Source organism: Pelagibius sp. 7325, assembly GCF_037652055.1.
Classification (GTDB): domain Bacteria; phylum Pseudomonadota; class Alphaproteobacteria; order Kiloniellales; family Kiloniellaceae; genus Pelagibius.
On sequence record NZ_JBBKAH010000002.1, the window covers coordinates 1,235,957 to 1,262,845 of the forward strand.

22 protein-coding genes are annotated in these 26,889 nt (G+C 66.8%); 17 read left to right on the top strand and 5 right to left on the bottom strand.

What is annotated here, in order from left to right; genetic code table 11:
* Positions 1-67: 67 nt before the first annotated feature.
* The 4 genes from WDC82_RS07800 (at position 68) to arsB (ending at position 3,808) form a co-directional block, all read left to right on the top strand.
* Positions 68-1,096, top strand: coding sequence for a nitronate monooxygenase (locus WDC82_RS07800; RefSeq protein WP_340116687.1), 1,029 nt, complete (start codon positions 68-70; stop codon positions 1,094-1,096).
* Entirely contained in the window at positions 1,093-2,259 is a 1,167-nt protein-coding gene (locus WDC82_RS07805; protein ID WP_340116688.1) for a 5-formyltetrahydrofolate cyclo-ligase, read from the top strand. The genes WDC82_RS07800 and WDC82_RS07805 overlap by 4 nt, the downstream gene beginning before the upstream one ends.
* A gap of 99 nt (positions 2,260-2,358) precedes the next feature.
* Positions 2,359-2,712 (top strand): metalloregulator ArsR/SmtB family transcription factor, encoded by a 354-nt coding sequence (locus WDC82_RS07810; protein ID WP_340116689.1) that lies wholly within the window; start codon positions 2,359-2,361, stop codon positions 2,710-2,712.
* Positions 2,713-2,716: 4 nt separating this feature from the next.
* A complete protein-coding gene (arsB, locus tag WDC82_RS07815; RefSeq protein WP_340116690.1) occupies positions 2,717-3,808 on the top strand; it encodes an ACR3 family arsenite efflux transporter in 1,092 nt (363 codons plus the stop codon).
* A 12-nt stretch (positions 3,809-3,820) separates the two neighbouring features.
* Here arsB and WDC82_RS07820 read toward each other — a convergent pair whose 3' ends face one another.
* On the bottom strand, positions 3,821-4,552 hold the full coding sequence (locus tag WDC82_RS07820; RefSeq protein WP_340116691.1) for a GntR family transcriptional regulator: 732 nt from the start codon (positions 4,550-4,552) through the stop codon (positions 3,821-3,823).
* A gap of 166 nt (positions 4,553-4,718) precedes the next feature.
* On the opposite strand from WDC82_RS07820, the gene WDC82_RS07825 reads away from it, so the two are divergent.
* From WDC82_RS07825 to WDC82_RS07875, 11 genes are all read left to right on the top strand, one after another.
* A complete protein-coding gene (locus WDC82_RS07825) occupies positions 4,719-5,768 on the top strand; it encodes a TRAP transporter substrate-binding protein (RefSeq protein WP_340116692.1) in 1,050 nt (349 codons plus the stop codon).
* Positions 5,769-5,933: 165 nt separating this feature from the next.
* A complete protein-coding gene (locus WDC82_RS07830) occupies positions 5,934-8,012 on the top strand; it encodes a TRAP transporter large permease subunit (protein WP_340116693.1) in 2,079 nt (692 codons plus the stop codon).
* Positions 8,013-8,034: 22 nt separating this feature from the next.
* Positions 8,035-8,157 (top strand): hypothetical protein, encoded by a 123-nt coding sequence (locus WDC82_RS07835; RefSeq protein ID WP_340116694.1) that lies wholly within the window; start codon positions 8,035-8,037, stop codon positions 8,155-8,157.
* A 12-nt stretch (positions 8,158-8,169) separates the two neighbouring features.
* Positions 8,170-9,918, top strand: a complete 1,749-nt coding sequence (araD, locus tag WDC82_RS07840) for an L-arabinonate dehydratase (protein ID WP_340116695.1) — start codon at positions 8,170-8,172, stop codon at positions 9,916-9,918.
* A gap of 1 nt (position 9,919) precedes the next feature.
* Positions 9,920-10,654 carry a ribonuclease activity regulator RraA gene (locus WDC82_RS07845; protein WP_340116696.1) on the top strand — a complete coding sequence of 245 codons (735 nt, stop codon included), beginning with the start codon at positions 9,920-9,922 and terminating at the stop codon, positions 10,652-10,654.
* Between the two features lie 4 nt (positions 10,655-10,658).
* Entirely contained in the window at positions 10,659-11,735 is a 1,077-nt protein-coding gene (locus WDC82_RS07850; RefSeq protein WP_340116697.1) for a mannonate dehydratase, read from the top strand.
* Positions 11,732-13,264, top strand: a complete 1,533-nt coding sequence (locus WDC82_RS07855; protein ID WP_340116698.1) for an altronate dehydratase family protein — start codon at positions 11,732-11,734, stop codon at positions 13,262-13,264. Before WDC82_RS07850 ends, WDC82_RS07855 begins: the two co-directional genes overlap by 4 nt.
* Positions 13,265-13,415: 151 nt before the next feature.
* Positions 13,416-14,930, top strand: a complete 1,515-nt coding sequence (locus WDC82_RS07860; RefSeq protein ID WP_340116699.1) for an aldehyde dehydrogenase (NADP(+)) — start codon at positions 13,416-13,418, stop codon at positions 14,928-14,930.
* 13 nt (positions 14,931-14,943) lie between these two features.
* Positions 14,944-15,711, top strand: a complete 768-nt coding sequence (locus tag WDC82_RS07865; protein WP_340116700.1) for an aldolase/citrate lyase family protein — start codon at positions 14,944-14,946, stop codon at positions 15,709-15,711.
* An 86-nt stretch (positions 15,712-15,797) separates the two neighbouring features.
* A complete protein-coding gene (locus tag WDC82_RS07870) occupies positions 15,798-17,234 on the top strand; it encodes a hypothetical protein (RefSeq protein WP_340116701.1) in 1,437 nt (478 codons plus the stop codon).
* Between the two features lie 181 nt (positions 17,235-17,415).
* Positions 17,416-19,839 carry a heavy metal translocating P-type ATPase gene (locus WDC82_RS07875; RefSeq protein WP_340116702.1) on the top strand — a complete coding sequence of 808 codons (2,424 nt, stop codon included), beginning with the start codon at positions 17,416-17,418 and terminating at the stop codon, positions 19,837-19,839.
* Positions 19,840-19,873: 34 nt separating this feature from the next.
* Here the strand turns inward: WDC82_RS07875 and WDC82_RS07880 are convergent, their stop codons facing one another.
* Genes WDC82_RS07880 through WDC82_RS07890 form a run of 3 tightly spaced genes read right to left on the bottom strand, consistent with a single transcriptional unit; the run spans position 19,874 to position 23,462 of the window.
* Positions 19,874-20,638, bottom strand: coding sequence for a sulfite exporter TauE/SafE family protein (locus tag WDC82_RS07880; protein WP_340116703.1), 765 nt, complete (start codon positions 20,636-20,638; stop codon positions 19,874-19,876).
* 14 nt (positions 20,639-20,652) lie between these two features.
* Entirely contained in the window at positions 20,653-22,041 is a 1,389-nt protein-coding gene (locus tag WDC82_RS07885; protein ID WP_340116704.1) for an MmgE/PrpD family protein, read from the bottom strand.
* 26 nt (positions 22,042-22,067) lie between these two features.
* Complete coding sequence (locus WDC82_RS07890) at positions 22,068-23,462, bottom strand: MmgE/PrpD family protein (protein ID WP_340116705.1); 1,395 nt, start codon at positions 23,460-23,462, stop codon at positions 22,068-22,070.
* A 147-nt stretch (positions 23,463-23,609) separates the two neighbouring features.
* On the opposite strand from WDC82_RS07890, the gene WDC82_RS07895 reads away from it, so the two are divergent.
* The gene (locus tag WDC82_RS07895) at positions 23,610-24,368 is read left to right on the top strand and encodes an SDR family oxidoreductase (protein ID WP_340116706.1); all 759 of its coding nucleotides are present in this window, start codon (positions 23,610-23,612) and stop codon (positions 24,366-24,368) included.
* 5 nt (positions 24,369-24,373) lie between these two features.
* On the opposite strand, the gene WDC82_RS07900 is transcribed toward WDC82_RS07895, so the two are convergent.
* On the bottom strand, positions 24,374-25,747 hold the full coding sequence (locus WDC82_RS07900) for an MmgE/PrpD family protein (protein WP_340116707.1): 1,374 nt from the start codon (positions 25,745-25,747) through the stop codon (positions 24,374-24,376).
* 176 nt (positions 25,748-25,923) lie between these two features.
* Between WDC82_RS07900 and WDC82_RS07905 the strand changes: the two genes are divergently transcribed.
* Complete coding sequence (locus WDC82_RS07905) at positions 25,924-26,889, top strand: tripartite tricarboxylate transporter substrate binding protein (RefSeq protein WP_340116708.1); 966 nt, start codon at positions 25,924-25,926, stop codon at positions 26,887-26,889.

The window sequence follows — 26,889 nt, forward strand, 5'->3', positions numbered from 1 at the left end:
GCCTCGGCCCGGGCGGCGAGCGCTCACGGCTGCGAGCACGGGGATTTTCGGAAAGGGAGGAGACCGGGTGACTGACCCCAGCGTGCTTTCGACGCCCCTGTGCGGTCTCCTCGGCTGCCGCTACCCGGTTCTGCAGGCCGGCATGGGTGGCGTCGCCCGCGCCGAACTGGCGGCGGCTGTATGCGGGGCCGGCGGCTACGGATTCCTCGGCATGGTGCGCGAGCCGCCACAGCTCATCGCCCGCGAGATCGATGCGGTGCGGGCACGCACGGACAAGCCGTTCGGGGTGAACCTCATCCCTGCCGCGACCGATCCGGACCTTTTCGCCGAACAGCTTGCCGTCTGTTTCGATAAGGGTGTGCACGCGTTGTGTTTCTTCTGGGACGTCGACGCCGGGGCGGTGGCGCGGGCCAAGGCGGCCGGCTGCCGGGTGCTGTACCAGGTCGGCTCGGTCGAAGACGCGCGCGCGGCTGAAGCGGCCGGGGCCGACGCGATCATCGCGCAGGGCTTCGAAGCCGGGGGCCACGTGCGCGGCGGCGTTACCTCGCTGGTCCTGCTGCCGCAGGTGGTGGCGGCGGTTTCGCTGCCGGTGGTCGCCTCCGGTGGCTTTTCCTCCGGAGAGAGCCTGGTCGCGGCGCTGGCGTTGGGCGCGCAGGGAATCCACTGCGGCACGGCGTTCCTGGCGACCGAGGAATCTTTCGCCCACGACTACCATAAGCAGCGCGTGGTCGCGGCAGGGTCCGGCGAGACGGTGCACACCGACGCCTTTGCGATCAACTGGCCGCCGGCCTCGCCCGTGCGGGTGATCGCCAACAGCGTCACCGCTTCCCTCGGCCCTCGCCTTCATGGTTACAAACCAGAGGACTTTCGACGCGAGGAGGTGGCGCGCGACGATGGCCGGCCGCTCTATCGTTTCAGCACCGACTCGCCCCTGCGGACCACGACGGGCGAACTCGAAGCGCTGGCGCTCTATGCGGGCCAAGTGGCAGGTGCCGTCGATCGCGTAGTGCCCGCCGCCGGGCGGGTGGCCCAGATCGTCACGGCGGCCCACGCCACCCTGGAGCGGCTGGCGAGCCGGAACGGAGGCAAGGGATGACGCCGGCGATAAACGGGCAGGACTGGAACGAGGTACGCGACTGGCGCCGGTCGACCCGGGGCGAACTGCTGGCGCAGCGACTGGCCATTCCCCGCTCCGAGAAGCTGTTCCTGCGGCCGGTGATCGGCGGTCAGGTGCCGCTGCACTTTCCGGAACTGCGCCACGCTTGCATCGGGTTCTACTGGCCCTTCAAGGGTGAAGTCGACCCGCGCCACCTCTTGCGCGACCTCATCGGCATGGGGGCCGAGGCGGCCTTGCCGGTGGTGGTGGAGAAGGCAAAGCCGCTGGAATTCTGGTCCTGGCAGCCGCGCAGCAAGCTGGAGCGCGGCATCTGGAACATTCCCGTTCCCGCCGAGCGCAAACCCGTGCGGCCGACCGCCTTGCTGGTGCCGCTGGTCGGCTTCGATGGATCCGGCTACCGCCTCGGCTACGGCGGTGGATACTACGACCGCACCCTGGCCGGGCTCGATCCGCGTCCCCTGACCATCGGTATCGGCTACGCCTGCGGTCGGCTGTCGACGATCTTTCCTCAGCCGCACGACATTCCACTCGATGCCATCGTTACCGAGGCCGGGGTGACCCGCTACCGCTATCGCGGGCAACCGCTCCGCGCCGCCAGCCATTCCGATGCCGTGCTGTCGACAGGCCCGTCCCCCGGCCCATCAGCGGCGGCGGCCGCAGGGCCCGCACTTGCCGAAGGTGGTTATGCCTCCCCGCCTTGCGCCCTGCACGAGCTCGATCCGACCTATCTCGGCTACATGAGCACCGAAGAGGTGATCACCTTGCTGAACAAGCTGGTGGAAGCGGAGCGGGCGGGTGCCCGCGCGGTGGCCGAGATGGGCCGGCAGTGCGCGGAGGCGCCGGAACGGTCGATCCTGCGCGATGTGGCGATGGACGAGGCGCGCTTCTGCGCCATGCTGTCCCGCCATGTCGTCCGTCTCGGAGGTGCGCCCAGCGCCGAGACCGGTGCGTTCTACGGCAAGGTGCTTGCCCTGGAGTCGTCCGCCGAGCGGATTGCCTTGCTGAATCGGGGTCAAGGCTGGGTGGTGCGCAAACTGCGCGAGGCGGTCGGGCGGATCGCTGACGGGGCGCTGCTCGAAGACCTTCGCGACATGCTGAAGGTTCACGAGGACAACATCGCCCGCTGCGAAGCGATGGAATAGCCTGCTTCGGTTCGCCCGTCCCGCCCTTCAAGATTGCTCTTGCCCGCCGTCTGCCCAATCGGTTATTCGTATTTCGACGAATAACGAAAAGAGGCTCTTATGGCTGGAAGAGCGGCGCTCAATCCCTTGACGGCATCCACGACGATCGCCGCGGGGGCTGACCCCGAACGGATCGCGACACTGGCCAAGGCCCTGGCGCATCCCGCCCGGGTGAAGGTGGTGCAGACCTTGCTGCGCCGTCGCAGCTGCATCGGCTGCGATATTGTCGAGGAGATCGGCCTCGCCGCCTCAACCACCTCGGAGCACCTGCGCATCCTGAAGGAAGCGGGCCTGATCGTCGGCGAGATCGCCCGGCCTCGGGTCTGCTACTCCCTAAATCCTGAGGCCGTCGCGCCGCTGCGCGTCTTTCTCCAGCTTATCGAAACCGCGCCGGCGCCGGCCCTTCCGGAGTAGTCCCATGTCCGCCTTTGAACGTTATCTCTCCTTGTGGGTGGCGCTCTGCATCGTCGCCGGCATCGTCCTGGGTAATCTCTTCCCCGGCATTTTCCAGGTCATCTCCAGCTGGGAGTATGCCTCGGTCAACCTCGTCGTCGCGGTGCTGATCTGGGCCATGGTCTACCCGATGATGGTGGCAGTCGATTTCGCCAGCCTGAAGAACGTCCACCGGCGCCCCAAGGGCCTGGTCATCACGGTGGTGGTGAACTGGCTCATCAAGCCCTTCACCATGGCGGCGCTCGGCGTGCTGTTCTTCGAGCATGTCTTTGCGGACCTGATCGACCCGGCCGATGCCGGCCAGTACATCGCCGGCCTGATTCTCCTCGGCGCGGCGCCCTGCACGGCGATGGTCTTCGTGTGGTCGCAGTTGACGCGCGGCGATGCCAACTACACCCTGGTGCAGGTGTCCTTGAACGACATCATCATGGTCTTCGCCTTCGCGCCGATCGTGGCCCTGCTGCTCGGCGTTACCGACCTGCAGGTGCCGTGGCAAACGCTGCTGCTCTCCGTCGTCCTCTACGTGGTCATTCCGCTGGCGGCGGGGGCGCTGACCCGGACCGCGCTGGTCCGGCATGCCAACGGTGCCGGCGGGGAGGCGGCGGTCAGCCGCTTCACGGCCGGGGTGAAGCCTTTCTCGATCCTGGGCCTGCTGGCCACCGTGGTGCTGCTGTTCGGCTTCCAGGGCCAGATCATCCTGGAGCGGCCGCTGCTGATCGCGCTGATCGCCGTCCCTCTGCTGATCCAGTCCTATGGGATCTTCGCTATTGCCTACGCCGCGGCCTGGGCGTGGCGCGTGCCGCACAACGTCGCCGCGCCCTGCGCGCTCATCGGCACGTCCAACTTCTTTGAATTGGCCGTCGCCGTGGCGATCGGCCTCTTCGGGCTCAACTCCGGCGCGGCGCTGGTCACGGTGGTCGGCGTCCTGGTTGAGGTCCCCGTCATGCTTTCGCTGGTCGCCTTTGCGAACCGGACGCGAGGCCAGTTTCCGGCACAGGCCGAAGAGGTATCGGACACCGCTTCAGCGCCGCTGCGTGTGCAGGAGAGCAAGCGATGAAGGCTTGCCGCTTCAGGCGGCAGCTTTGAAGTAGTCTGGGTATTCGCGCCGCATCTCTTCGATGCGCTTGACGGAGCCGGCCAGATGGTCGCGCATGGCCTCCTGGGCGGCCAGCGGATTGCCCGCCTCGATCGCTTCCAGAACCGCCCAATGGCCCCGCATGATCTTGCGGACCTTGCCCTCTTTCGGCAGATCCAGTCGTCGCAGGCGGGAAAGGTGCCCGGCCTTGGCCTTCAGCATGGCATGCAGGTTCATCTGGCCGACACCGGCAAAGAGCGTCTGGTGGAACGCTTCGTCCAGGTCATTGAAAAGGCTGATCTCGTCGAGATTGTCTATCAGCGTCTCCTGCATGGTGAGGATCGCCCGCGCCTTTTTCAGTAGCACCGGATCGGGTGCCTCTGCCAGCCGCCGTGCCACCTCGGCCTCCACCGCAACACGCAGGAAGTGCACTTCGTAAAGTTGGGCAACGTCGATCTTCGTCACCACGGTCTTGGACTGCGGGATGATCCGGATCAGACCGTCCTGCTCCAGGCGCTGCATGGCTTCGCGGATCGGCGTCAGGCTCACGTCGAACTCCTTGGCCAAGGCGACGCGCGACAGTGTGGCCCCTGGGGGCAATTCCAGGCTGACGATACGCCCGCGCAGGATCTCGTAGATGCGCTGGGCCGCTGGCGCGGACTCCGTCCGGCTGGCGAGGAATCCCCCGGCCCGTGCCAGGCGATCTTCCGAATTCGGAAAGGCCATGTGAGCAGCCTGCTTTCTGCGCGAGACGGTCGAACAGGAACCTGGGCTCTAGATAGCGCAAGAATGTCGTTGATTCAACTAGTCAACTAATATACTAGTTGAGCGCTCAAACGAGGCTGCCGCGAAGCCGCCTCCAAACAAGAACGCTCCAAGGGGAGGAAGCGCTATGGAATTCAATAAATTCGCCGGATTCGCCAAAGTTCTGGCCGTCGCGACGGCCGTGAGCATCGGCCTTGGCGCCGCGGCCGAGGCAAGGACCCTCAAGGTGCAGACCAGTTCGACCGCCAGCCACTTCACGCTGGCTTTTCTGAACGAGAAATGGGTCCCGAAGCTGAAGGAAATGACTGGCGGCTCGCTGGAGATCGAACTGCTGCCGATCACGGCCGTGGTGCCGCACCGCGAGACGCCGGAGGCGGTCTCCATGGGCATCCTCGACGGCGATCTGACCTCGATCAACTACTTCGCCGGCCGCGATCCCGCCTTTGCCCTGATGGGCGATCTCATCGCCGGCTACGACAGCGCCGATCAGATCCAGACCTATTGCGCCGACGGCGGCGGCAAGGAAATGCTGCAGAAGCTCTACGACAAGTTTCAGCCGGGCGTGAAGGTCGTGGGTTGCGGCGCCTACGCGCGCGAGGCCTTCGTTGCCAAGGTACCGATCCGCGGCGTCGCCGACTTCAAGGGCGTGAAGGTGCGCTCGCCGGAGGGTCTCGCCGCTGAGATCTTCAAGCGCGCCGGCGCCGCGCCGGTATCGCTGCCCGGCTCGGAGGTCTACACGGCGCTGGAGAAGGGCGTCATCGACGCGGCCGACAATTCGGCCTATGCCAACAACGACGCCAACGGCCTACACAAAGTGGCCAAGTATCCGATCTTCCCCGGCATTCACTCGACACCGATTCTCCAATTCACCGTGTCGCAGAGCGCGTGGGACAAGATGACCCCGGCCGAGCAGGCTTCGCTGGAGACTTGGTACCTGGCCGCCTATAACGATATGCGCCGCATCGTCGACATGGAAGATCGCGCGCTGGTCGCTCGCGACAAGGCGGCCGGCGACCTCACCATCATTGATTGGCCGCAGGAGGAGCGCGACAAATTCCGTGAAATCGCCGTCGGTGCATGGAAGGACTTTGCCGCGTCCTCGGAGATGGCTCAGCAAGTCTACGACTCGCATATCGCGTTCATGAAACAACTCGGCCTGCTGGGACAGGATTTCTGAGCAACGGCTCGCGCCGGCTCCGGCTGCGCCGCTCGGCGTTGCCGGGGCCGGTATGAGCCTTGCCCCCCTGAGCCTCTTGCCTTCAGCGGGCTCGCCCGCGAACACGAAGGGCCTTCTTCACCCACCGCCGATCCGCCGTCTGGGCGGGCGGCAATGGTCGCAGCGATGACAAATTCTCCGCAAGCCCTCGCCGACACCGACATCGAGATCGCGTCTGACGATCCGTTGCATGACGACGTCGCGCTGCCGCGGTCGCGCTATGGCGTTATAGATCACATCAGTCACTTCTTCGGCCTTGTCGTCTCGGTGCTCTACCTGATCGCCGCCTGCGCCACCCTCTGGGAAGTGATCGCGCGCTACGTGTTCAATGCGCCCACCCAGTGGGCATTTGAAGTGGTCATGGTCCTCTGTGCCGCTTCATGGATGATCTCATCCGGCTACGTCACGCTAAAGCAGCGTCACATCGGCATCACCGTGTTTCACATCCTGGTTTCGGATCGGACACGCTGGTGGCTTGATCTTTTCGCAAACATCGTCGGCATTATCGCGCTCTTCCTGCTGTTGAGCGATGCGACGATCCGCGCCTATACCGCGCTCACCCACGTCGAGCGCACCGGCAGCGCCTTCAACTCGCCGATGCCGATGCTTCTGAAGTCGCTGCTCGTGGTGGGCGGCTTCCTCTACCTAGGGCAGCTGACGGTTAACCTGCACCGCCAGTTCACCTCGCCGGCCCTGCGCGGTGCAGTGAAGGCGCTCGGCGCCCTCATGGTCTTCTACTTCATCGTCGGCCTGCTCGGACACTATGGCGGCGCCGACAGTCCCTTCGCCGCCGTGCAGGCTTTCTTCTCGACTATCGGCGTGGCGCTCGACCCCAGCCAGGCGCTCGATGCGCGCTCCTACGACCTCGGCACCATTTCCCTGATCATGGTGGTGCTGCTGGTGCTCCTGATGATGACCGGCATGCCGCTCGGCATCGTCACCCTCATCGTCTCGGTGCTGATGGCAGTGGCTTTCTTCGGGCCGCGCGGACTCTACCTGGTGTCCACCAACGCCGCCGGCCTGCTCGACCACTACTCCCTGGTGGCCATTCCCTTCTTCGTGCTGATGGCCTCGATCCTGGAGCGCGCCGGCATCGCCGAGGATCTCTTCGACGCCATGTCGATTTTCGCCGGCAACCTGCGCGGCGGAGTCGCCGTGCAGACCGTGGTCGTCGCGGTCATTCTCGCTGCGATGTCTGGCGTTATGGGCGGCGAGATCGTCATGCTGGGGCTGGTCGCCCTGCCGCAGATGTTTCGCCTCGGCTACGACCGCAAGCTCACCATCGGCCTGATCTGCGCGTCCGGTGCCCTGGCGACGCTGATACCGCCGTCGATCATCATGATCGTCTACGGCCTCTCGGCCGAGGTCGGCATCGGCGATCTCTTCATGGCCGGCGCGGTTCCGGGCGTCATGCTGGCGGTCTTCTATGCGCTCTACGTTCTGCTCCGCGTGAACCTCAACCCGAAGCTGGCCCCGACCGCCAAGGAGGTCGAGGCCATGACCGGCAAGTCCAACAAGCTGTCGCGCGCGCGGATGAACGCGGTGATGCTCTGCATTGGACTGATCGGCGCGGTGATGGGCTCGATCTACGGCGGCATCGCCTCCGTAACCGAGGCGGCGGCCGTCGGCTGCATCGGCGCCATGGTGGTGGCGGCCGTCCGCCACGAGATGAAATGGCCGGTCCTGCAGGCGGCGCTTGTCGGCTCGATGGCCACCGTCGGCACCATCATCTGGCTGATCCTCGGTGCCATTTCGTTCGTCGGCATCTTCAATCTGGTCGGCGGTGGCGACTTCATGCGGTCGCTGTTCCTCGACCTCGGTTTGCCGGCGATGGGCGTCATCCTCGTCATGATGGCGATCCTGGTGGTGCTCGGCACTTTCATGGAATGGATCGCCATCGTCTTCATCACGGTGCCTGTCTTCGCGCCGGTGGTGATGAGTCTTGCGCCGGAACTGGGCCTCACCGAGGACCAGGCGAAGATCTGGTTCGGCGTCCTTTTCGTCATGAACATCCAGATATACTTCCTGTCGCCGCCCTTCGGTCCGGCCTGCTTCTGGCTGAAATCGGTGGCGCCCAAGGACGTCACGCTGCAGGAGATCTTCATCTCGGTTCTGCCGTTCATAGGCCTGCAGATCATCGGCCTTGTGCTGGTGATGATGTTCCCGCAGATCGCCCTGTGGCTCCCCGAAACTCTGAGCAACTGAACGAGAAGGCAAGGAGAGTGAGATGATCGGACGCGACAGCAAGGCGGATATGGATGCTTACGGGCTCTGGCCCTGGGCGGCTGGTGTCCTGCTGGCGGCGCTGCTGATCGGTGTGATGTTTGCCCTCGCCAAGGGCTTTGCGTGATCGAGTGATCCAATGACCGTGTCTAAGACGAGCAAGAAGAAGTACAGCGACCTGCGCAGCGCGCGCTGGATGGCGCCGGATGACCTGCGCTCCTTCGGCCACCGCTCGCGCACCATGCAGATGGGCTATGCGCCGGTGGACTGGGAAGGCAAGCCGATCATCGCCATCATCAACACCTGGTCCGATGCGCAGCCCTGCCACATGCACTTCAAGCAGCGGGTGGAGGACATCAAGCGCGGCGTCCTCCAGGCCGGCGGCTTTCCTCTGGAGCTGCCGGCGCTGTCGCTGTCCGAGAATTTCGTGAAGCCGACCACGATGCTCTACCGCAACATGCTGGCGATGGAGACGGAGGAACTGCTGCGTTCCCATCCTGTCGACGGCGCCGTTCTCATGGGCGGTTGCGACAAGACCACGCCGGGCCTGGTGATGGGCGCCCTCTCCATGGGCATCCCCTTCGTCTACGTCACCGCCGGGCCGATGCTGCGCGGCAACTACAAGGGCCAGGTGCTGGGTTCGGGAACCGATGGCTTCAAGTTCTGGGACGAGCGCCGCGCCGGCACCATGAGCAAGGAGGACTGGATCGGCGTCGAGGGCGGCATCGCACGCTCCTACGGCCACTGCATGACTATGGGCACGGCCTCCACCATGACGGCGATCGCCGAAGCGCTGGGCCTCACCCTGCCGGGGGCCAGTTCCATTCCCGCCGCCGATGCCAACCACCAGCGCATGTGTGCCGCTGCCGGGCGGCGCATCGTCCAGATGGTGTGGGACGACCTGACGCCGGACCAGGTCGTCACCGAGGCCGCAGTGAAGAACGCCGTGACCGTCGCGATGGCCATGGGCTGCTCGACCAACGCCATCATCCACCTGATCGCCATCGCCCGCCGCGCCGGCGTGCCGCTGGAACTGGACGACCTGGATCGGATCGGACACACCACGCCGGTGATCGCCAATGTCCGCCCATCGGGCAAGACCTACCTGATGGAGGACTTCTTCTACGCCGGCGGCCTGCGCGGCCTGATGAAGACGCTGGGGGACAAGCTCGACCTCTCGGTCCTCACGGTTTCCGGCGAAACGCTCGGCCAGGGGCTGGAAGGGGCGGAGGTCTACAACGCCGACGTCATCCGTCCGCTGGACAATCCGGTCTACCACGAGGGCTCGCTGGCCGTGTTGCGCGGCAACCTCGCGCCGGATGGGGCCGTCATCAAGCCGGCTGCCTGCGACCCGAAGTTCTACCGGCACAGCGGCCCGGCGCTGGTGGCCGACAGCTATGCGGAACTCAAGAAAATCATCGACGACGAGGATCTGGATATGAGTCCCGATACGGTGCTGGTGCTGCGCAATGCGGGGCCGCAGGGCGGGCCGGGCATGCCCGAGTGGGGCATGATCCCGATGCCCAAGGCGCTGCTGAAGCACGGTCATCGCGACATGCTGCGCCTCTCCGACGCGCGCATGTCCGGCACGTCGTTCGGCGCCTGCGTCCTTCATGTGGCGCCGGAAGCCTATGTTGGCGGGCCGCTGGCCCTGCTTCGGAGCGGCGACATCGTCGATGTCGACATTCCCAACCGCAGCCTCAACATGCGCGTCCCCGAAGCGGAACTGGCGCGCCGCCGCGCCGAATGGACACCGCCGCCGCCGCGCTACGGCCGCGGCTACGGCTGGATGTTTGCCAAGCACATCGAACAGGCCGACAAGGGCTGCGACTTCGATTTTCTGAAAGCAGAGTTCGGCCCGCCGACGGGCGAGCCGGAGATCAACTGAGATGGACGAGCGTACGATGACCGAGTTGAAGCCGCAGACCCGCGAGAAGCTGATGAACGTCTCGGTCGCCACCCTGGCGACCGCCCTCTTCAAACGGGGCTTCCGCAACCAGACGATCCAGGACGTCCGGCCGGTGCGGCCGAAGGGCCGCAACATGGTCGGCCCCGCCTATACCCTACGCTACATTCCGGCGCGCGAAGACCTGAACCAGATCGACGTGTTCAAGAATCCGGATCACCCGCAGCGCAAAGCGGTGGAGGTCTGTCCGCCGGGCGCTATCCTGGTGATGGACAGCCGCAAGGACCCGCGCGCCGCCTCGGCCGGCGACATCCTGGTGACGCGCCTGCAGATGCGCGGCGTTGCCGGTGTGGTGACCGACGGCGGTTTCCGCGACGCCATGAAGATCGCCGAACTCGACATGCCCGCCTATCACAACCGGCCGTCCTCGCCGACCAACCTGACACGCCACCAGGCGTTGGACCTCAACGTGCCGATCGGCTGCGGCGATGTGCCGGTCTTTCCCGGCGACGTCCTGGTGGGCGATGACGAGAGCGTCATCGTGATCCCGGCTCACCTGGCCGACGACATCGCCCAGGAGGCACACGAGATGACCGCCTACGAGGATTTCGTCTCGGAGCGGGTGAAGGCCGGCGCGACCATCGTCGGGCTGTATCCGCCCACCGATCCGGCGAACCTCGAGATCTTTGCCGCCTGGCGCAAGGAAAAGGGCCGCTGAGGCCATGTACATCGGGGAGCAGATCATCAACCCAACGGCGGAACGCCTGCGGCTCTCGACCCAGCTGGGCGTCGGACACGTGGTGCTCGATACGCGGCCCAATACGCAGATCGAAGGGGATGACGGCAATTGGGATGCCGCGAAAGTGGCCGGCTATCGCAAGTGGGTCGAAGGTTTCGGCCTCACTCTCGAGTGCCTGGCGCTCGACGTCGGGTCGTTCCTGCTCGACACGGTGTATGACCGTCCGCGTGCCGCTGGACGGGCGCAGAAGCTGCGCGCGGACATTCGCGCCGCGGCCGACGGCGGCCTCACGATGCTGAAGTATAACCTGCAGATGGTCGGAATCACCCGCACCGGGCGCCGTTCCGGACGCGGCGGCGTTCTCGAGAGTGCCTTCCGCGCCGCCGACTACACGGTGCAGGCCGACCGCGCCCACTCCTATTGGGGCGTCGGCCATCCCGGCGGTGGCGTTGCCGGCGCCGACATCGCGGTGAATGCCGTCGGCACCGCCGAGGCAGTCGGCCAGGTGATCGCCGAGGAGACCAGGGGCGTCACCGCTGCGCAGGCCTGGTCCGCCCTGGAGCAGCTGGTGGAGGCGATACTGCCGGCGGCGGAAAGGGCGGGCATCCGCCTCGCCGCGCACCCGCACGATCCCGCCTTTCCCAAAGGGGGACTCAACGGCGTCGAGCACGTCGTCGGCTCCATCGAAGGCATGGAGCGTTACCTCGACCTGGCGCCGGAAAGCGCGGCGCACGGCATCAACTTTTGCCAGGGTACTGTCGCCGAGATGTCGTCCGAGCCCTCGCCCTATGTCAGGGAGGCGATCCGCCGCATCGGCGGTCGCGGGCGCATCTACATGGTGCACTTCCGCAATATCAAGGGCGGCTTCTGCGACTTTTCCGAATGTTTCCCCGACGATGGCGACGTCGACATGGCTGCCGCCATCCGCGCCTACCGCGCGGTCGGCTACCAGGGCATCCTCTGCCCCGACCACGTGCCGGCCTCCGATCTGGATCCGGCGCGGGAACGCTTCTTCGCCTTCGCGCTGGGTTACACCAAAGGGCTGCTGCAGGCGGCATGAGTATGCAAAACCATTCGCCCGTCATCCGCCTCGATGCGGCCGACAACGTCGTCGTCGCCCGTGCCGATATCCCCAAGGGTGCCTTCCTCACGGCGGAAGGCGTGACGACCTTGCACGACGTGCCGCTGGGCCACAAGATCGCGACGCGACCCCTGGTCAAGGGTGAGCCGGTGCTGAAGTACAATACCGTCATCGGCTTCGCCGGCGAGGACATCGCGCCGGGCAGCTGGATGCACAGCCATAACGTGCTGATGGACGAGTTCCAGAAGGACTATCGCTTCAGCCAGGACTACCGGCCGACCGAACTCTTGCCGCCGGCCGAGCGTGCGACCTTCCAGGGTATCCGCCGCCCGGACGGCCGCATCGGCACGCGCAACTATATCGGCATCTTCATCACCGTGAACTGCTCGGCGACCGTCGCGCGTCGCATCGCCAATTACTTCGACGCGGAGCGTCTCGCCGACTATCCCAACGTTGACGGCGTGGTGCCCTTCGTGCACGAGCAGGGCTGCGGCATGGAGATGACCGGCGAGCCGATGGACCTGCTGCGCCGCACCCTGGCCGGCTATATCCGCCATCCCAATATGGCCGGTGCCGTGGTGTGCTCGCTCGGTTGCGAGCGCAACAACCTCGCCCGCTTCTTCGAGGAGCAAGCGCTGGCCACCGGCAAGACGCTGAAGACGGTGACGATGCAGCAGGTCGGCGGCACCGCGGCCGCCATCGAGGAGGGCAAGGCTCTGGTTCGCGATATGCTGGCGGAGGTCGACCAGGTGACCCGTGAGCCGTGTTCCGCCGAACACATCACCGTCGGCCTGCAGTGCGGCGGCTCCGATGGCTTTTCGGGCCTCTCGGCGAATCCTGCCCTCGGCAAGGCGGTCGATATTTTGGTGCGTCACGGCGGCACCGCCATCCTCTCCGAAACGCCGGAGCTTTTCGGCGTCGAGCACACGCTGACAGCACGGGCGAAGACGCCGGAGATCGGCCGCAAGTTCGTCGAGCGCATCGAATGGTGGCTCGACTACAGCAAAGGGCGCGACACCCAGATCAACGGCCGCGTGTCGCCCGGAAACAACGCCGGCGGTCTCGCCAACATCATCGAGAAGGCGCTGGGCGGCTCCAAGAAGGGCGGCTCCAGCGGCATCAACGCGGTCTACCGCTACGCTGAGACGGTCCGCGAGCACGGCCTCGTCATCATGGACACACCCGGCTACGACCCTGTATCCGCTACCGGCCAGATCGCCGGCGGCGCCAATCTCATCTGCTTCACCACGGGCCGCGGTTCCTGCTTCGGCTCCTTCCCGGCGCCGACCGTCAAGCTCGCCACCAACACGCCGATGTACCAGCGCATGATCGGTGACATGGACATCAACTGCGGCACGGTGATCGACGGTACCGCGACGCTGGACGAGATGGGAGAGGCGATCTTCCGCACGCTGCTGACGGTCGCCTCCGGGGAGAAGTCGAAGAGCGAGGCGCTTGGTGTCGGCGAGGACGAATTCGTGCCTTGGCCCATCGGCGTGCTAGCCTAGAGAGACCGATGGGACACAGATCAGTCGGAAGATACTCGACAAGCCGCCGACGCATCGGCAGGAATAGTCGATCACCCCTATTTCGCTCCGGCTGTCGCCTGGCATCGTCTGCGCCAGGCCGCGGAGCGAAGCAAGTAAGAGGACGGACAGGATGACTCTCGAACTGACCGGAAAGCACCTGATCGCCGGCGACTGGGTCGCGGGCAAGGAAACCTTCGACTCGGACCCTGCCACGGGGCCCAAGCGCGCCTTTGCCGTAGGCACGCCGGCCGACGTCGACGCCGCCTGCAAGGCGGCGGAGGAGGCGTTCTGGGATTATGGCTATTCGACCCGTGCCGCGCGCGCCGCCTTTCTCAACCGCATCGCCGACGAGATCGAGGCGCGCGGCGCGGCCATCACCGAGATCGGCTGCCAGGAGACCGGCCTGCCCGAAGCGCGCCTCAACGGCGAGCGCGGCCGCACCACCGGCCAGCTGCGGCTCTTCGCCAGCCACATCGAAAAAGGCGACTACCTGGACCGCCGCCATGACGCGGCACTGCCCGACCGCCAGCCGCTGCCGCGCCCCGACCTGCGCATGATGCAGCGCCCGATCGGGCCGGTCGCCGTCTTCGGCGCCTCCAACTTCCCGCTTGCCTTCTCGGTCGCCGGCGGCGACACGGCGGCGGCGCTGGCCGCCGGCTGCCCGGTGGTGGTGAAGGGTCACTCGGCGCACCCGGGCACCGGTGAGATCGTGGCCCAGGCGATTGCTGCCGCCGTGAAGGCCTGCGGCGTTCCTGCCGGCGTCTTTTCGCTGATCCAGGGCGGCAACCGCGCCGTCGGCCAGGCCCTTGTGCAGCATCCGCTCATCAAGGCGGTGGGCTTCACCGGCTCGCTGGCCGGGGGCAGGGCGCTGTTCGACCTCTGCGCCCAGCGGCCAGAGCCGATCCCCTTCTTCGGTGAGCTGGGCTCGGTCAATCCCATGTTCCTGCTGCCGCAGGCGCTTTCGGCGCGCGGTGGCGAAATCGCCAAGGGCTGGGCCGGGTCGCTGACCATGGGCGCCGGACAGTTTTGCACCAATCCGGGGATCGCCGTGGCCGTTGACGGTCCGGCGCTGCAGGATTTCGTCGCTGCGGCCTCCGCGGCGCTGGAGCCGACGGCACCGCAAACCATGCTGACCGATGGCATCGCCGCGGCCTACCGCAGCGGGCGCGATCGGGTGCGCGGCTCTGCGGGTGTGCGCGAAGTGCTGACCAGCACCTGCGATCAGCGCAATGCCACGCCCTACCTCTATTCGACGACCGGCAAGGACTGGCTGGCCAACGAGGAACTGGGCGAGGAGGTCTTCGGTCCGCTCGGCCTCGTGGTCGCGGCCAGCGGTTTTGACGAGATGGTGACTATTGCCAGGAGCCTGCAGGGCCAGTTGACCTGCACCCTGCACATGGACGACGGGGACAGCGGCGACGCGCGGCGTCTCATGCCGATCCTGGAGCGCAAGGCCGGCCGCATCCTCGCCAACGGCTTCCCGACGGGCGTCGAGGTCTGCGATTCCATGGTGCACGGCGGCCCCTATCCGGCATCGACCAATTTTGGTGCCACCTCGGTCGGCACCTTGTCGATCCGCCGCTTCCTGCGGCCGGTCTGCTACCAGAACATGCCCTCGGCGGTCCTGCCCGCCGACGTCGCCTGAGGGAGGTCTCGTCTTGCAGCTGCCCCGGAACGCCTTCAAACATGCCATTCTCTCCGGCAAACAGCAGGTCGGCCTGTGGTGCATGCTGCCCGGCAGCTTCGTGACCGAGGCGCTGGCCGGCGCGGGCTTCGACTGGCTGCTGCTCGACACCGAGCATTCGCCGGCTGATCCGCTGACAGTGCTGCCGCAGCTGCAGGCGGCGGCGGCCTATGACGTTTCAGCCGTGGTGCGGCCCGCCGCCAACGATCCCGTCCTCATCAAGCGCCTGCTGGACAGCGGCGCCCAGAGCCTGCTGGTTCCCTATGTGCAGTCGGTCGCCGAGGCGGAGGCGGCGGTTGCCGCCGTGCGCTATCCGCCTGAGGGCATTCGCGGCGTCGCCGGCCTGACGCGGGCCAGCCGCTTCGGCCGCGTTGCCGGCTATGCGCAGAAGGCGGCGAGCGAAATCTGTCTCCTGGTGCAGGTGGAGACGCAGAAGTCGCTCGACGCCATCGAGGACATCGCTGCGGTCGAGGGCGTCGACGGCATTTTCATCGGCCCCGGCGACCTCTCGGCGAGCCTCGGTCATCCCGGCGAGCTTTTTCATCCGGAGGTCGTCGCAGCGGTTGAAGGCGCCATTTCCCGTGTGGCGGCGGCCGGCAAGCCGGCGGGCGTGCTGACCTACGACATCGACTTCGCGCGTCGCTGCATGGAGCTCGGTTCCCTGTTCACGGCGGTGGGCGCCGACCTCGCGATCCTGACGCGCGGGGTCGACCGGCTGGCGGCGGAGTTCAAGAACGGCTAGCATGGCACCGTTGCCGCGGCGCCACGGCGGCAGCCATTCCTGATCGTTCGCCCACCATCAACTCCGCCGGGAGTGCCGCCCGAGGCATGTCCGAGTCATCCCGACTTTCCGCCGTGGCACAGCCTCTGCAGGGCCGCGACCGCTTTCTCGTCGCGCTGTGCCTGCTGGCGGTGATGGGGCTGGAACTGCTGGCGCGCCTCAGCGGGTCGCAGGCAATCCAGTACGCAGCCTATGCTGCGGTCGGTGCCACCGTGCTCGCCGCGGTGCGCGACCTCGGGCTGCGGGAGAAGTACCTGCTGACGCTTTGCATGGTCCTGACGCTGCTCACGCTGTGGCTGCATCCGGACCCGCCCGCGGTGCTGCTGGCGGGGCTCGATCAGGCTGCGTTCCTGATGGCTTTTCTGCTGCTGCTGAACCTGCTGCACGAGGCCGCGTCAACCTCGCCCGCCGTCGCGCGCTGCGGCGAGTATCTCACGCGCCAGCAGCCGGGGCGGCGCTATTACGCCCTCAACTTCGGTGCCGCGATCATGGCGGTGCTGTTCAATGTCGGCGTGGTCAGCTTCCTGGTGCCGCTGATCCAGCGGGGCATCGAGGCGGGGACGCCCGGCGATGCCCGCAACCCGATTCGCGAGCGGCGCCAGATCAGCGCCATGCTGCGCGGCTTTGCGTGGTGTGTTATCTGGTCGCCGACGGCGATCGCGCCCCTGGCATTGATGGAGTTGATCCCCGGCACCAACCGGCAGGTCTGGATCGCCATCGGCTTTTGCATCTTCGTCGGCCTGCTGGTACTCGGCGCGCTGGAGGACCGTTTCGTGTTCCGCGCCTACCGGCCGCAGACTAAGCCCGCGACCCCGCTCTTCCCGCGGCAGGCCGCCTTCCGCTTTCTGCTCGCCTGCAGTTGGCTGTTCGGCATGAGCGCTGTGGTCATGCTGCTGTCCGGCGAGACGGTGGTGTTCGGCCTCATGGTCTCTTGTCCGGTGATGCTGGTCGGCTGGCTGCTGGTGCAGAACCTGGGTGCGCCGGAAGGAGCCTGGGCCGCCACCGCGGGCCGGCTGCGGGTCATTGCCTTTTCGAACCTGGGCGGCGCCGCTCCGGTCGCCATCACCCTGGCCTGTTCCGGTTACGTCGGCCGCGTCGCGGCAGCGCTGATCCCGGCGGCTGCCTGGGCAGAAGTTCTCGGCCTCGATGCCATGCCCGACTTCGTCTTTCTCGCGCTGCTGCCGGTCGCTGTCGCCTCGCTCAGCCTGCTGGCGCTCAGTCCCATCATGATGGCGGTCTTCTTCGGCAGCCTGGTCGGCAGCCTGCCGGTACTGCCGGCCGATCCCACGCTGATTGCGTTGGCGATTTCCTGCGGCTGGGCGCTCTCTATGACTTTCTCGCCCTTTGCCACGGTCGTTTTGCTCATCAGCCGGGTGGGAGAGATCCCGCCCCGGCGGCTGACCTGGCAGTGGAACCTCGGTTTCACGGCGTTGGCGGCGGTTGCTCTCGTGCCGGTCTTCGCCCTGCTCACCGGCGGCCGCTAGATCCCGCGGCAGCCCGCACGTAGGGGGGCTTGACCTTCCCGTGACTGGAAACCCCATATCTGGGAGACCGGCCGGCAATCGCGCCGCTGGAACAAGTGGGATTCGTTTCATGTCAGGCACATCGCAGCCATCCCCCGTACGCGGGCATGTTCCTCATCATCATGAGGGGGAGGTACCCGTCGTGCGCGATCCGGTCTGCGGCATGACCGTCGACCCGGCCGCCGGCAAGCCGACCCACGAACATGACGGCCACGTCTTCCACTTCTGCAATCCCGGCTGCCGCGACAAGTTTGCCAAAGCGCCCGAGGACTACCTGACGGCCAAGGACCCGGTCTGCGGCATGAAGGTGGACCGCGCCGCTGCCCGCTACATGGCGAAGCATGAAGGACAACGCTTCTATTTCTGCTCGGCCGGCTGCCAGTCGAAGTTCGAGGCCGAGCCGGCGAAGTACCTGGACGGCCGCGCGAGGCCGGAACCGATGCCGAAGGGCACCCAGTACACCTGCCCGATGCACCCCGAGATCGTGCAGGACGGCCCGGGCGACTGCCCGCTCTGCGGCATGGCGCTGGAGCCCATGGGCGTGCCGACCGGCGAGGAGGGCCCGAATCCCGAATTGGTGGACTTCACGCGCCGCTTCTGGATCGGTGCGGCACTCACCTTGCCGGTGCTGGTTCTCGCCATGGCGCCGCATCTCGGTCTGCCGCTGCGCCAGATGCTGGGCGAGGCCACGGCTTCATGGGCGGAGCTGGTCCTCGCGACGCCGGTGGTGCTCTGGGCCGGATTGCCCTTCTTCGTGCGCGGCTGGAAGTCGCTAGTCAACCGCAGCCTCAACATGTTCACCCTCATCGCCATGGGCGTCGGTGCGGCCTACCTGTTCAGCCTGGTGGCGACCTTAGCGCCGGAGATCTTCCCGGCCGGCTTCCGCGACGCCCAGGGCCACGTCGCGGTCTACTACGAGGCCGCGGCGGTGATCGTGGTGCTGGTGCTGCTAGGCCAGATGCTGGAGCTGCGGGCGCGCGAACGCACCGGCGGTGCCATCCGCGCGCTGCTCGACCTTGCCGCCAAGACAGCGCGGGTGATTCGACCCGACGGCCGCGAGGAGGAGATCCCCCTGGAGGAGGTTAAGGTCGGCGACCACTTGCGGGTGCGCCCGGGCGACAAGGTGCCGGTCGACGGCACCGTGGTCGAAGGTCATTCCTCGGTCGACGAGTCCATGCTGACCGGTGAGCCGGTGCCGGTGGAGAAATCCAAGGGTGACAAGGTGACCGGCGCGACGATCAACGGCAGCGGGTCGCTGATCATCGACGCCCGGCGCGTCGGCGCCGACACCGTCCTGTCGCAGATCGTCGAGATGGTAGCCGCGGCCCAGCGCAGCCGTGCGCCGATCCAGAAGCTGGCCGACCAGGTCGCCGGCGTCTTTGTCCCGGCTGTAGTGGCGGTTGCCGTGGTCGCCTTCGTCGCCTGGTCGATCTGGGGGCCGTCGCCGGCAATGGCCTATGCCCTGGTGGCCGCGGTCTCGGTTCTCATCATCGCCTGCCCCTGCGCCTTGGGCTTGGCCACGCCGATGTCGATCATGACCGCCACCGGTCGCGGCGCGCAGGCCGGCGTGCTGATCAAGAACGCCGAGGCGCTGGAGCGCTTCGCCAAGGTCGACACCCTGATCGTCGACAAGACCGGCACCCTCACCCGGGGAAAGCCGGCGCTCTCCGCCGTGCTGCCCGAGGACGGCATCGAAGAGAATGAACTGCTGCGGCTCGCCGCCGCGCTGGAGCGCGGCAGTGAGCACCCCCTGGCCGAGGCTATCGTGAACGGTGCTGAAGACCGTGGCCTGTCCCTGCCGAAGGCCGAGGACTTCCAGGCGGTGACCGGCAAGGGCGTGACCGGCCGCGTCGAGGGCAAGGCTGTCGCTCTCGGTAACGCCGCCCTGCTGACCCACCTTGGCCTTGAGGGGCGCCACGCCGCCGAAGCGGCGGACGGCCTCCGAGATCAGGGCGAGACGGTGATGTTCGTAGTCATCGACCAGAAGATCGCTGGTCTGGTCAGCGTCGCCGACCCCGTGAAGGAAACCACCCCCGAGGCGCTCAAGGCGTTGCACGCGGAAGGGCTGCGGATCGTCATGGTGACCGGCGACAACGAGCGCACCGCGAGGGCGGTGGCGGGCCGTCTCGGCATCGACGAGATTCGCGCCGATGTGCTTCCCGAAGACAAGGCGCGCATCGTGAAAGAGTTTCAGGCCGAAGGCGCAAGAGTTGCCATGGCCGGGGATGGTGTGAACGACGCGCCGGCGCTCGCGCAGGCCGACGTCGGCATCGCCATGGGGACCGGCGCCGACGTCGCCATCGAGAGCGCGGGCTTCACGCTGGTGAAGGGCGACCTCACCGGCATCGTGCGGGCGCGGCGCCTTGCCCAGGCGACCATGCGCAACATCCGCCAGAACCTTTTCTTCGCCTTCGTCTACAACGCGGCGGGTGTGCCGATCGCCGCCGGAATCCTCTATCCCTTCCTCGGCCTCCTGCTGTCGCCGATGATCGCGGCGGCGGCAATGAGCCTGTCTTCGGTATCCGTCGTAGGCAATGCTCTGAGATTGAGAAGGGTGGATCTGTGATCCTCGGGGGTCTACGCATGCCTGCGCGACGGCCCTACGCGGTCAGGCTGCCGTAGATGAAGGAAGCGCCGCCGACGACGATTAGCACCTCGATGAACAAGGTGTGGATGCGGATGTCGGTGCGCTTGACGATCCAGGCGGCGACCCAGGTGCCGGGGATCGTGCAGAGGCCCATGATGAAGGCGATGACGAAGAGCGAGGGCGTCAGCGCCTCCAGGCTGCCGAAGAAGATGATCTTGGCCAGGTTCACGATGACGGCGATCGCGCCGTCGGTTGCCAGCAGCGCCGGACCGGTCAGGCCGAAGCCCATGAGAATCGGCAACACCAGCATGCCGGCGCCGACGATGATGCTGGAAAGGAAGCCGAAGGCCCCGGAAACCGCGATGACCATCGGCTTGCTCGGCTCCATCATGCGCCCGGCGGACCAGCGCCTGAGCGGCACCGAGGCGATGAGGATGGCGCCCAGTATGCCCTGTATCAGGTCGGACTCCATGCGTACGTAGAGCAGCGCGCCCAATGCCGAGGCGGGCACCGCGGTGCCTGCTATCAGCGCGATGCGCTTGGGCTGTATGTACTCGCGATAGAACCACGCACGGCTGGCATTGTTGATCAGCATCAGCACGGAGATCACCGGCACCACCGCCTTAGGCCCGATGATCGGCGTGATGAACAGCGTGATGATCATGCCCGATCCGACGCCGCTCATGCCGCCCAGCGCCGCCGCGACGAAACACACCCCGACCACCAGCAGGACGGTCAGCGGCGTCAGGCCGGGCAGCAGTGCGTCGAGCGTCTCCAAGCGGCGTTCCTGCCTCAGGAACCGGGCCGGCGCAGCGCCGCGGCGGAGAAGGGCGCAGCGTCATCGAACAGGCCGGTGGCAAAATTCTCCAGTGCCTCGGCGGCGCCGTCGGGACGCCCGGCAAAGCGGAGGTTGGCGCGCGCCTTGGCCAGCAGGTCCGCGCGGGTCATGCGTTCCTTGGCGCCGCCGCGCATCTGGCCCTGGCGTTCTTCCACCACGCGGCCGTCGGTCAGTTCGGCGCGGATGTGGCCGGTATAGTTGGCGGGATACTCGTTATCGGGATCGATGACGTAGGTGACCTTGCCGGCCAGCGCGAGCGCGCGCGGGTCGCGCACGGCCGCGTCGGTGAACTGGGCGAGGCCGGCATCGCCGTGGATGAAGCCGGCGGCAACGCAGTAGGGCGAGGAAAATTTGGCGGCGTAGGCCGTTGGGGGTGTCTGCTTCGAGGCCAGCGGCTCCCACAGGCGGTGCACCGTGCCCTCGCCCACCTCGCAAACGATCGACTTAACGTCTTCCGGCTTTACGCCCTGGCGTGCCAGGCGGATCGCGCAATCGACGTAGGGCTGGGTCATGGTGCCGCAGGCATAAGGCTTGAAAGCGACATTGGCGGTTTCCCAGCGGCTGCCCAGCGCACCGGTCAGCCACGCGAAGTCCGGCTGGATCGACGGCGCGAAGGCGCTGAACAGGCCGTGGGTTCCCTCAAAGACCGTAGCCGGTCCGCGGAATCCGGCGGCACCCATCTGGGCGGCACGCAGGCCCGCCTGCGCCGCCCAGCCGGGGTGCATGCGCTTGGTCCAGGTGCCGTCGGCGAGATACTCGATGATGCCGGAGGACATGGAGCCAGCGACGCCCAGGGTGTCGCGGATCTGCGCGCGGTTTTGGCCCATCGCGGCGGCCACACCGGCGGCCGCGCCCATGCAGCCGAGGATCGCCGTCGGATGGAAGCCCGCCGAATGCACCGCTTTCTTGGCGACCAGGCCCAGGCGGCAGGCGATCTCGATCCCGACGACGATGCCCTTGGCGACGTCACGCGCCGGAAGCTTCATCATCTCGCCAGCCGCCGCGAGGGCTGGCACGATGACCACGCCGGAATGCACCGGGCAGCCCTCGTAGGTGTTGTCGTAGTCCTCGCCGTGGCCGCAGGTGCCGTTGATGACCGCTGCCGCGGCGCTCTCGAAACCCTCGGCGAGACCGAAGACCGTGCAGTCGCCCCGCTGGTCGAAGGCTTTGCGCACCGCCTGGCCGTAGTCCGTATCTAGCGCCGCCACGGTCAGGCCGATGGTGTCGATGATGGTGTTCTCGGCCTCGCGCCGTGCCGCTTCGGGAATATCCGTCGCCGTCAGTCCCTCGATCCAGGTGGCGAGGGATTCCGAAACGCTCGGGACGGTAGAGTTTGCGGCCATGACTGATCCTTCGGACTGGTATTCGACTAGTGGCGGAAGCGGGCGAGGCCGGCGAGGTCGGGCTGTTCGCCGAGGTCCTGGCAGAAACTGAGCAGCGCCTCGGCTTGCGGCCGGCTCCAGCCGCCGTGAGCGGCATTGGCGAAAAACTTGGCGACGATGTCGGCGTCGCTCAGCGGCTCGTGCATGCCACCGCGCATATGCGGCTGGCGCCGCTCGACCACCTGGCCATTCTTCAGCGTTACCCTGATGTGGCCGCTATAGTTGCGCGGGTATTCGTTGTCGGGGTCGATGATGTAGGAAATCCTGCGGGCCAGGGCCAGGACGCGCACATCCTTGGCCTTTTCATCGGTGAACTGGGCGAGGCCGGCATCGCCCTCGTAGAAGGCGACGGCCATGCAGAAGGGCATGGAGAACTTTGCGGCGTAGCCCGATGGCGGCTGGTGCTTGGCGGCCAGGGGTTCCCACAGGCGGTGCACCAGGCCCTCACCGGTCTCGCAGACGATCGACTCGATATCTTCGCCTTTGATTCCCTGCTGTGCCAGTTGGATGGTGCAGTCGATGTAGGGGTGGATCATGGTCCCGCAGGCGTAGGGCTTGAACACCACGCGCTCCATATACCAATTCTCTCCCAGACCCTCAGTGAGATGGCTGTAGTCGGGCGTGGCGGTCGGCGCGAAGGCCTTGAAGAAGCTGTGGCCGCCCTCGAAGACCGTGCGCGGTGCGAAGAAGCCGGACCGTGCGAGCAGCGCGGCGCGGTAGCCGGACTGCGCCGCCCAGCCGGGGTGCAGCCGCTTGGTCCAGGCGCCGTCGGTCAGGTACTCGATGATGCCGGAGGCCATGGAAGCGGCGATGCCGAAGGCCATGGCGAGGTTCTGCGGCGGCAGTCCCAGCGCGACACCGGTGCCGGCCGCCGCGCCGAGGGCGCCGATGACGCCGACGGGGTGAAAGCAGGCGCGGTGCATATGCCCCGCCGCCACGTGATTGAGGCGGCAGACGGCCTCCATGCCGGCGATGATGCCCACCAGGGTCTGTTCGCCGCTGAGCCCGTAGCGCTCGGCGGCCGCCAGCACCGCCGGGATCACCATGGCGCCGACGCGGATCGGGGCACCTTCCAGGGTGTCGTCGAAATCCTCGCCGTGGATAGCCACGCCGTTCACCAGTGCGGCGCCCGCTGCGTCGAGGGCTTGGCCATGGCCGATCGCGGTGCAGGGGCCTTCGGAATCGCAGGCGGCGAGCACCTGCTGCACATAACGCTCGTTGCGCGACGCGAGACAGAGGCCGGCGGCATCCACCAGGTCGCGCAGGGCGACCGCCCGGGCCGGCGCGGGAATCCCTTTGAGAGTGAGTCCGGCGAGAAACCGCGCAAAGCTCTCGGAGAGCGTCTCTGCTTTGCCCGCGCCCGTTGCTGCCGTCGCTTCCATGGTCCCCACTGACTGATCCGGCCACCGGCCGCTTTCCCATAGGCGGGCAGACAATTTCACCTCCGCCCAAAACTGTCAACAATTGACGATATGGATTTTGCCGGTCATTGTCGCCGCCACGTTTCAAGACGGAAGGAAAGCAACGGCATGGCGCAAGCACGAGAGGCCCTTCTGGCCGGCAAGGTCGCCTTCATCACCGGCGCGTCGCGGCGCATCGGCCGGGCCACCGCCCTGGGCCTGGCGCGCGAAGGCGCGGATCTGCTGCTGAACGCGCGCAGCGCGCGTGACGAGGTCGAAGCCGTGGCGGAGGAGGTGCGCGGGCTCGGCCGCCGTGCTGCCGTCGTCATGGGCGACGTCACCGACGAGGCCGCGGTCGCCCGCATGGCGGAGGAGGCCAAGGCGGCCTTCGGACGCATCGACATCCTGGTGAACAACGCCGCGATCCGCCGCCAGGCGCCCTTCATGGAGATGTCCCTGGCGGAGTGGCGCGAGATCAACGCGGTGATCCTGGATGGCGCCTTCCTCATGTGCCGTGCGGTGCTGCCGGTGATGATCGCCGGGGGCGGCGGCACCATCGTGAACATCGGCGGTGTTTCGGCTCACATCGGCGCGAAAGAGCGCGCCCATGTCGCCGCCGCCAAGGCCGGCATCGTCGGCCTCACCAAGGCGCTGGCGGTGGAGTTCGCCGACCGCAACGTCACGGTGAACTGCGTCGCGCCCGGCAAGATCGGCGGCGAGCGTTCCAAGACAGCCGGCGAATCGCCCAAGATGCCGGCGGAGATTCCGCTCGGCCGCGAGGGAGAGATCGAAGAGGCTGCGGGCATGGTGGTGGCGCTCTGCCTGCCGCAGGCCCGCTTCATGACCGGCCAGACGGTCCACGTCAGCGGCGGCCTCTACATGCCTTGATGCCTTCAGGCCTGCAGCAGCGGCCTCAGCTTGCATAGGTCGTCCAGGCCCTCGATGCCGCGCAGTGCAGCGATGAGGTCTTCCGTCTGCCGGGCGCCCAGCACCGGCGCCATGAGGTCGCGCGCCTTCTCTTCCACCTGATCCGCCGTCATCGGGTTGTCCGGCGTGCCGAGCACCGCGCGGGTGCGATGCGTGAGGCTGCGGCCGTCGGCGCAGTCGATTTCGATGATCGCCTGGCGGGCCGGGCGGGCAGCGGTCAGCTCGGCGCTGGGGATCGCTTCGATGCGCTGGCGCACGGCCAGAACCGCGGGATCCTGCATGCGCCCATGGTCGTGGGTCGATGCGAAGGTGAGGCGGCCGTCGACCAGGGCGAGGGCCAGAAGGTGCTGCAGGCAGACGTCCGGCATATCCCGGTTGTTGACGATGGTCAGGCGGTCGTCCGGCATAATGGCGCGCAGAGCCACCACGTCGTCGGCTTTCAATTGATGTTCCGCAATCAAGGCAGTCACGGAATCGAGGGCGGCCTGGATCGGCGAGCCGACGCACCACTTCTTGATGGAAGCGGCGAGAATCTCGAAGCGTTCGCCGAGGGCCTCGGCCAGGGCTTCCGGACGCGCGTTCTCGGCAAAAGCGGAGATGTAGGAGAAGTCGCCGGTTAGGCTGCCCGGCACGCCGCTCGCCCCTGAGGCGACGAAAAGCGCGGCGAAGGTGCCGTTGCGCGCGCCCATGCCGCCGAAGTCGAAAGCCTTTTCCACGTGCTCCGAATCGCGCTGCCAGTAGGCGATGCCGCTGGCCTGCTGGGTGGCATAGGACAGAAGATACTCGCACTGCCGAGCGTCGAGCCCGGCGAGGGCGCCGGCCGCGGCGGCGGCACCGAAGTTGGCGCCCAGGCAGTGCGTGCTGTGCGTGCCGCTCCGCGGGCCGGAGAACCCGAGGGCCAATGTGGCGCGCGCGCCGATGTCGTAACCCAACGCGATAGCCTTCAGCAGCGCTGCGCCGCTCTTGCCGTTGCGCTCGGCGACGGCAAGCGCCGCCGGCACCACCGCGCAGCCCGGATGAAAGCGCCCGCCGAGATGCGAGTCATCGGTCTCATCGGCGTGGGCCGCCATGGCGTTGGCGAAGGCGGCATTGATCGCGCTGGTGACGACGGCGGTGCCGGGCAGGCAGGCTTCGGCAGTTCCGCCCTGGGTCGCGATGAACGCGCTGGCGCGTTGCCCCGCCTTCAGCCGCGTGCCGCTGACGATGGCGGCGAGACTGTCCAGCAGGTGGAGGCGTGCCCGCTCCATCACCGCCGGTGGCGGCGCTGCTTCCGTCGCGGTGGCCATGTAGGCGGCGACCTGCGCCGTGATCGACGTCGCTGCAGTCGACTGGCCCTTCATGCACGTTCCTTCCTTAGACAATCATGCCCTCCAGCGGGCCTTATCGTCATTCTCGTCAATTGTCGGCAATTGACAATCCATTCCGGACTTGAGACAAAGAGGGTAACAAGGCTGTCGATGCCTTCCTTCCCCATCCGCAGGAAAGAAGGCAAAAGAACCACCATGGGAGGAAAAAGATGGAATCCGGACTCCGGAACATTGCTGCTTCGGTCGCCGTTGCCGCGCTGCTGGCCGGTGCCGGCCAGGTTGCCGCGCAGAGCTATCCGATCGATACCGTCACCCTGATCACCCACTCCAAGGCGGGCGGCGGCACCGACGTATTCCTGCGCGAGATGACTAAGTATCTCGGCAAGCACATGGGCACCAACTTCGTGGTCGAGAACGTGCAGGGCGGCAGCGGCGCCAAGGCAATGGCCAAGCTGGCGACCGGGCCGGCCGACGGCTCGCTCTTCTATGGCACTACGCCCACCTACATCAATACCTCGCTGCTGAGCCAGCCGGACTACACCTACAAGGACCTTTCGGCGGTCACCAATGTGTTCCTCGACCCGCAGATCGTCTACGTGCGCGCCTCGAGCCCTTATAATTCGCTCGCCGAGGTGGTCGAGAAAGCGAAGGCGGATCCCAACTCCGTAAAGTTCGGCGTCACCACGCCGGGCTCGCTGGACCGCCAGGTAATGGAGAAGTTCAAGACGATCACCGGCGTCGAGGCGCCCGTCATCACCCATGACGGCGGCGGCGAACTGCTGATCTCCGTGCTGAACGGCACCGTCGATCTGGGCATCGGCGAGATCCAGGAACTTTCGGCACAACTCGAAGCCAACGAGGTCCGCGTCATCACGACCTACACGAAGGAGCGCCTGGAGCAGTTCCCCGACGTGCCGACCGCGCAGGAGCAGGGCATCGACCTGGTGGTCAACAAGTTCCGCGGCATCGCCGGCCCCAAAGACTTGCCGGACGAGATCTACGCAAAGTGGGAGGAGGGCATCCAGTCGGTGCTGAAGGATCCCGAGTTCCAGGAGTGGTACCGCGCGCAGAGCCTGGTGCCGCAGTTCATGCCGCACGAGGAGTACGCCCGGTTCATCGACGAGTTCGCCGAGGAACAGCAGGGCTTCTTCAAGCAGTACGGTATTACCGATTGA